This window comes from Flavobacterium sp. FPG59 (assembly GCF_002150205.1).
Lineage (GTDB): Bacteria > Bacteroidota > Bacteroidia > Flavobacteriales > Flavobacteriaceae > Flavobacterium.
The window spans coordinates 1-4,564 of sequence record NZ_MTCA01000237.1; the positions used below are offsets into that span (position 1 = coordinate 1).

The following is a 4,564-nucleotide window of genomic DNA, read 5'->3' on the forward strand; positions in this document are numbered from 1 at the left end:
TATCAAAACCGACTCCGTTATCAGCAAAAATTAATTGGTTTACTCCATTATTTTTTCTCGAATTAATAGTAATAACTGGCGATTGATTTGGCTTAGCATACTTTATGGAATTAGTAATTAAATTCAAAAAAATACTTTTTATATATGCTTTATTAAATATTACATTTTCAAATTCTGAAAAGTCAATATGAATTGCTGCTTTGGAATCATTTACTAAGGAACTTATAGATTCAAGAACTTCAGTAAGGGATTCTTTTAAATTGATTTCTTCAATTGCCGTATTAATATTTGTTTTGTCTACTAAATCATCAATTGACTCATTTAAAGTTTGCTTTAAATTTTCACTAGTTTGTTTTAAAATATGTATTAATTCTAATGTTTCTGGATCATTTATTTTTGAAACATCAATAAGATTGAAAACCGAGAGCATGTTATTGATGGGAGATTTTAAATCATGCGATGTTTTGTGAGACAACAGAGTTAGTTCTTTATTAATTTGCGTAAGATTAGTAAGGAGTAAATTGCGCTCTTCTTCAACCTTTTTTTTATGAGTGATATTTTTTGCGATGGCATACACTAATTTCTCCGATTGAACAGGCATTGAGGTCCAAGATAACCAAACTATTTCCCCACTTTTAGTTACATAGCGGTTTTCAAAATTTAAGAGGGGGTTGTTTTTATAAACTTCTTCTCTAGTTTCTATGGTGATTTGGAGGTCTGGTGCGTATACAAAACTACTAATTGGTCTAGAATACAACTCCTCTTCTGTAAAACCTAATAACTTTGAAACAGCAGGATTAATTCTTTTAAAATATCCATCAAAACCAGCAATGCATATTAAATCAGCTGAGATATTAAAAAAATTGTCAAAATGATAATTTGTTCTAGACGAAGCTTCATGGATTGTTTCCTTGTACATTGAGGATTTTTATTTGATGTATCTTAAATTTTTTAAAGTAAAACGATTTATAAATTTAAAGAATAAAATTTAATAATGGTCATAAATTTATGTATGAACTGTAAATTGTTCGGGTAAATAAAAAAAGCTATCAAATTGATAGCTTTTGTGTTATAAATAAAATTAAAAATTAGACTTTAAAAATTCCTCCAAATGCGATAATCCTTTGAAAGAAGAAAAAATCCTGTGATGCACTATCTTCAGCACTTTTTGTTGTTCTAATATCAGGCATATTAATGTATCCTCCTTTTAACTCTCCTTGAATATAAAAATGTTTAAAAAAAGTAATATTTAGACCTGCTTTAATTGAAGTACCAAATCCTGATACATGAAAATCATCATGTCTTTCTTTTCCTAATAATGTAGTGTTGGTTTTAGGATAAAGTAATCCAAGACCTAAACCTTCTGTTACATTAACTTGAATTTTATCTGTGTTCTTAATTTTAAATAATTTAGAAATATCATCGTGTCGAGAAAATTCAATGTTAACATAATTTAAACCATCTGTATGTTCAAAAGTTAAAAAATCTTTTGTTAAAACAATTGGGCTATTGTTATAAACACCATCATAAGGAGTACCAGCTGAAATAGTACCCGAGATATTAGCAGTTTGCTCTTGTGTCATGACATATTTCATGTGGTCTACGCCAATTGCAATACTGTAATGATCATTAATAAAATAACCAATCCTGAAGTTAGTTTGTGGAATGGTCATTCTTGTTGGATTGATATAATCTACATGCCACCCTTTTGGTTTGTCATTAGAGGAAATATTTTCAAGTGTGAAATTATAATCTTTACCCTTAAAGGTCACATCTGATTTGGTAAAGCTATCTCTATTTCCTCCCCAAGAAACAAAAAATTTTCCTTTATTATGAGCAGTATATTTTTGTTGTATTTTTATTTCTTCTTGTGCTTGTACGTTTTGTATACATGACAACGCAAATAATACGATGTATAAAAATATTTTTTTCAAGAGTTTTATTTTCTAAATTAAAATTGTTTAATCGTTTGTCTTATGGCAACAAGTTTCACCATTAGAGATTCGAAATAATCTAAATGCAACATATTTGCACCATCACTTTTTGCATTTGCAGGATCAAAATGGGTTTCAATGAAAATACCATCAACACCTACAGCAATTCCGGCTTTCGCAATAGTTTCTATCATGTCTGGTCGGCCACCTGTGACACCTGCAGTTTGATTTGGTTGTTGTAAAGAATGCGTAACATCAAGAACCGTAGAAGCGTATTGTTGCATAGTAGGTATACCTCTAAAATCTACAATCATATCTTGATATCCAAACATGGTGCCTCGATCTGTCACCATTACATTTGTGTTTTGGCAATCCAATACTTTTTGAACAGCATGTTTCATGCTTTCTGGACTCATAAATTGTCCTTTTTTTAAGTTTACAACTTTACCAGTATTTGCCGCAGCCACTACAAGGTCAGTTTGTCTTACCAAGAAAGCAGGAATTTGAAGTACATCAACATATTGTGCCGCCATTGCAGCATCTTCATTGGTATGAATATCAGTTACAGTTGGTACATTAAATGTTTCAGAAACTTTTCTCAGTATTTTTAATGCTTTCTCATCTCCAATTCCAGAAAAGCTGTCAATTCTGGAGCGATTAGCTTTTTTAAAAGACCCTTTAAAAACAAAAGGTATTTTTAAATCATTAGTAATTCCTACTAGTTTTTCAGCAATTTGTAAAGCCATTGTCTCTCCTTCAATAGCGCAAGGACCTGCTAGTAAAAAGAAATTACCGCTGTCAGTATGTTTAATTTGTGGGATATTTTGAATATTCATAGTGTGTGTTTTCAGTTTGCAAATGTAGTTATGATTTATTTTAAATTGATGAAATCATAAAGTTTTTAAAAGTATTTTTAATAATAATTACCATGCTAATTCTTTTTTATAAAACGTTGCTCTAAATAGTTATGTAACAGAAATTCTTTATTTTTTTAAAGTAAGACCTACAGGAACTTTGACAACTCCTTTTTCGTAAATATTAAGGTATAATAATACAGGTGTTTTTTGTCCATCCCATTTTAATTCAAATACATCAAGCAGACCTGCACCCATGTCGCTTCTCTTTGTTGGAAAAGGGCAGCAACTTTCTAGTTTGTTAAAGGTGATTTTTTCTCCTTTAGGTCCTGCAAGTGCATTTATAAAACGCTCTTGATTAATGGTTTCGTTGTTGGTGTTATTGAAAAAAATATTGATAGGATAATCTTTATTGTATCCGTATTTTTTATCCGTGCTATATTCAGTTATAATAAAGGTATTTTTCTGTGTGAGTTGTAAGTCTGGAGCATTGTCGTCGGTATTTTGTAATGTAGATTTTGTACTCGTACACCCCGATAAAGTAATGAAGAGGATAAATATAACTAGTGTATTTTTCATAGTTTAAATTTTTCTGTGTTTAATCTTGATTTGATAATACAAATATAATCAGAACCCTTATTATAACGGTTTTTGTTGTCGTAAATTATTATGTTTGGGCTTTAGCCAATTTTTATTTCCAAGTGTGTGTCAATGCTTATTATATTTGCAGAAATTAAATGAATAGAATATGGAAGTAGTTTTTCAAACATGGCCTTGGTATGTTTCTGGTTTACTGATAGGATTTATTATGTTAGCACTTATTTATTTTGGGAAGTCTTTCGGAATGTCTTCTAATTTAAGATCTCTTTGTTCTATTGCAGGTTTAGGCAAGCGAGTATCGTTTTTTGATTTTGATTGGAAAGCACAACGCTGGAATTTAGTAGTCGTTCTTGGAGCTATGTTAGGTGGATTTGTCGCCGTTCATTTCATGAGTGATGTTTCAAATGTTGATATTAATCCTAAAACAATAGCACAATTAGCACAACTTGGTATTGAAGCGCCAAACGGAAAATTAATGCCGGATGCACTTTTTGGAACAGCTATTTTAGAATCCCCAAAAAGTATCTTCATACTTCTTATTGGTGGGGTTTTAATTGGTTTTGGTTCCCGTTATGCCGGTGGATGTACCTCAGGACATGCCATTTCAGGCTTGAGTAATTTACAACTACCTTCTTTAAAAGCGGTTATCGGTTTTTTTATTGGAGGTCTTATAATGGCTCATTTTTTACTTCCTTTAATCCTAAATTAATCCTCATATATAAATGAAAAATAGTATAAAATTTTTAGCGGTTGGTTTCATTTTTGGAATTGTTTTAACAAAATCCGAAGCCGTTTCTTGGTATAGAATTTATGAAATGTTTCAGTTTCAATCTTTTCACATGTACGGAATTATTTCGGTAGCTATATTGACAGGAATTATTGGAATTCAAATCATAAAAAGAAATAACATCAAAGACATCAAAGGAGAATCTATAGAAATTCCCGATAAAGAAAAAGGATCTGCTCGCTACTGGATTGGCGGATTGTTTTTTGGTTTGGGTTGGGCATTAGTAGGTTCTTGTCCCGGTCCTATATTCATTTTGCTTGGCGCTGGTTTTTGGACTGTGCTTATAGTGCTTTTTGGGGCTCTTTTGGGAACTTATTTATATGGTTTATTGAAAAATAAATTACCTCATTAAAATAGTGTTAAATTAATTTTTACTATTCTCATTATAG

6 protein-coding genes are annotated in these 4,564 nt (G+C 30.8%); 2 read left to right on the forward strand and 4 right to left on the reverse strand.

The features are described 5' to 3' along the window. The 4 genes from FPG59_RS14155 to FPG59_RS14170 form a co-directional block, all read right to left on the reverse strand. Nucleotides 1-919: PAS domain S-box protein (locus tag FPG59_RS14155; protein WP_086455226.1), on the reverse strand; the 919-nt coding region annotated here is incomplete at its 3' end. A 169-nt stretch (nucleotides 920-1,088) separates the two neighbouring features. Further along, a complete protein-coding gene (locus FPG59_RS14160) occupies nucleotides 1,089-1,934 on the reverse strand; it encodes a hypothetical protein (RefSeq protein ID WP_086455227.1) in 846 nt (281 codons plus the stop codon). Nucleotides 1,935-1,951: 17 nt separating this feature from the next. Further along, nucleotides 1,952-2,770 carry a 3-deoxy-8-phosphooctulonate synthase gene (kdsA, locus tag FPG59_RS14165; RefSeq protein WP_086455228.1) on the reverse strand — a complete coding sequence of 273 codons (819 nt, stop codon included), beginning with the start codon at nucleotides 2,768-2,770 and terminating at the stop codon, nucleotides 1,952-1,954. A 147-nt stretch (nucleotides 2,771-2,917) separates the two neighbouring features. Continuing rightward, the gene (locus FPG59_RS14170; RefSeq protein WP_086455229.1) at nucleotides 2,918-3,367 is read right to left on the reverse strand and encodes a 2-dehydro-3-deoxyphosphooctonate aldolase; all 450 of its coding nucleotides are present in this window, start codon (nucleotides 3,365-3,367) and stop codon (nucleotides 2,918-2,920) included. Between the two features lie 169 nt (nucleotides 3,368-3,536). Between FPG59_RS14170 and FPG59_RS14175 the strand changes: the two genes are divergently transcribed. Further along, complete coding sequence (locus FPG59_RS14175) at nucleotides 3,537-4,097, forward strand: YeeE/YedE family protein (RefSeq protein ID WP_086455230.1); 561 nt, start codon at nucleotides 3,537-3,539, stop codon at nucleotides 4,095-4,097. Nucleotides 4,098-4,110: 13 nt separating this feature from the next. Further along, nucleotides 4,111-4,527, forward strand: a complete 417-nt coding sequence (locus FPG59_RS14180; protein ID WP_086455231.1) for a DUF6691 family protein — start codon at nucleotides 4,111-4,113, stop codon at nucleotides 4,525-4,527. The last annotated feature ends 37 nt before the right edge of the window (nucleotides 4,528-4,564 follow it).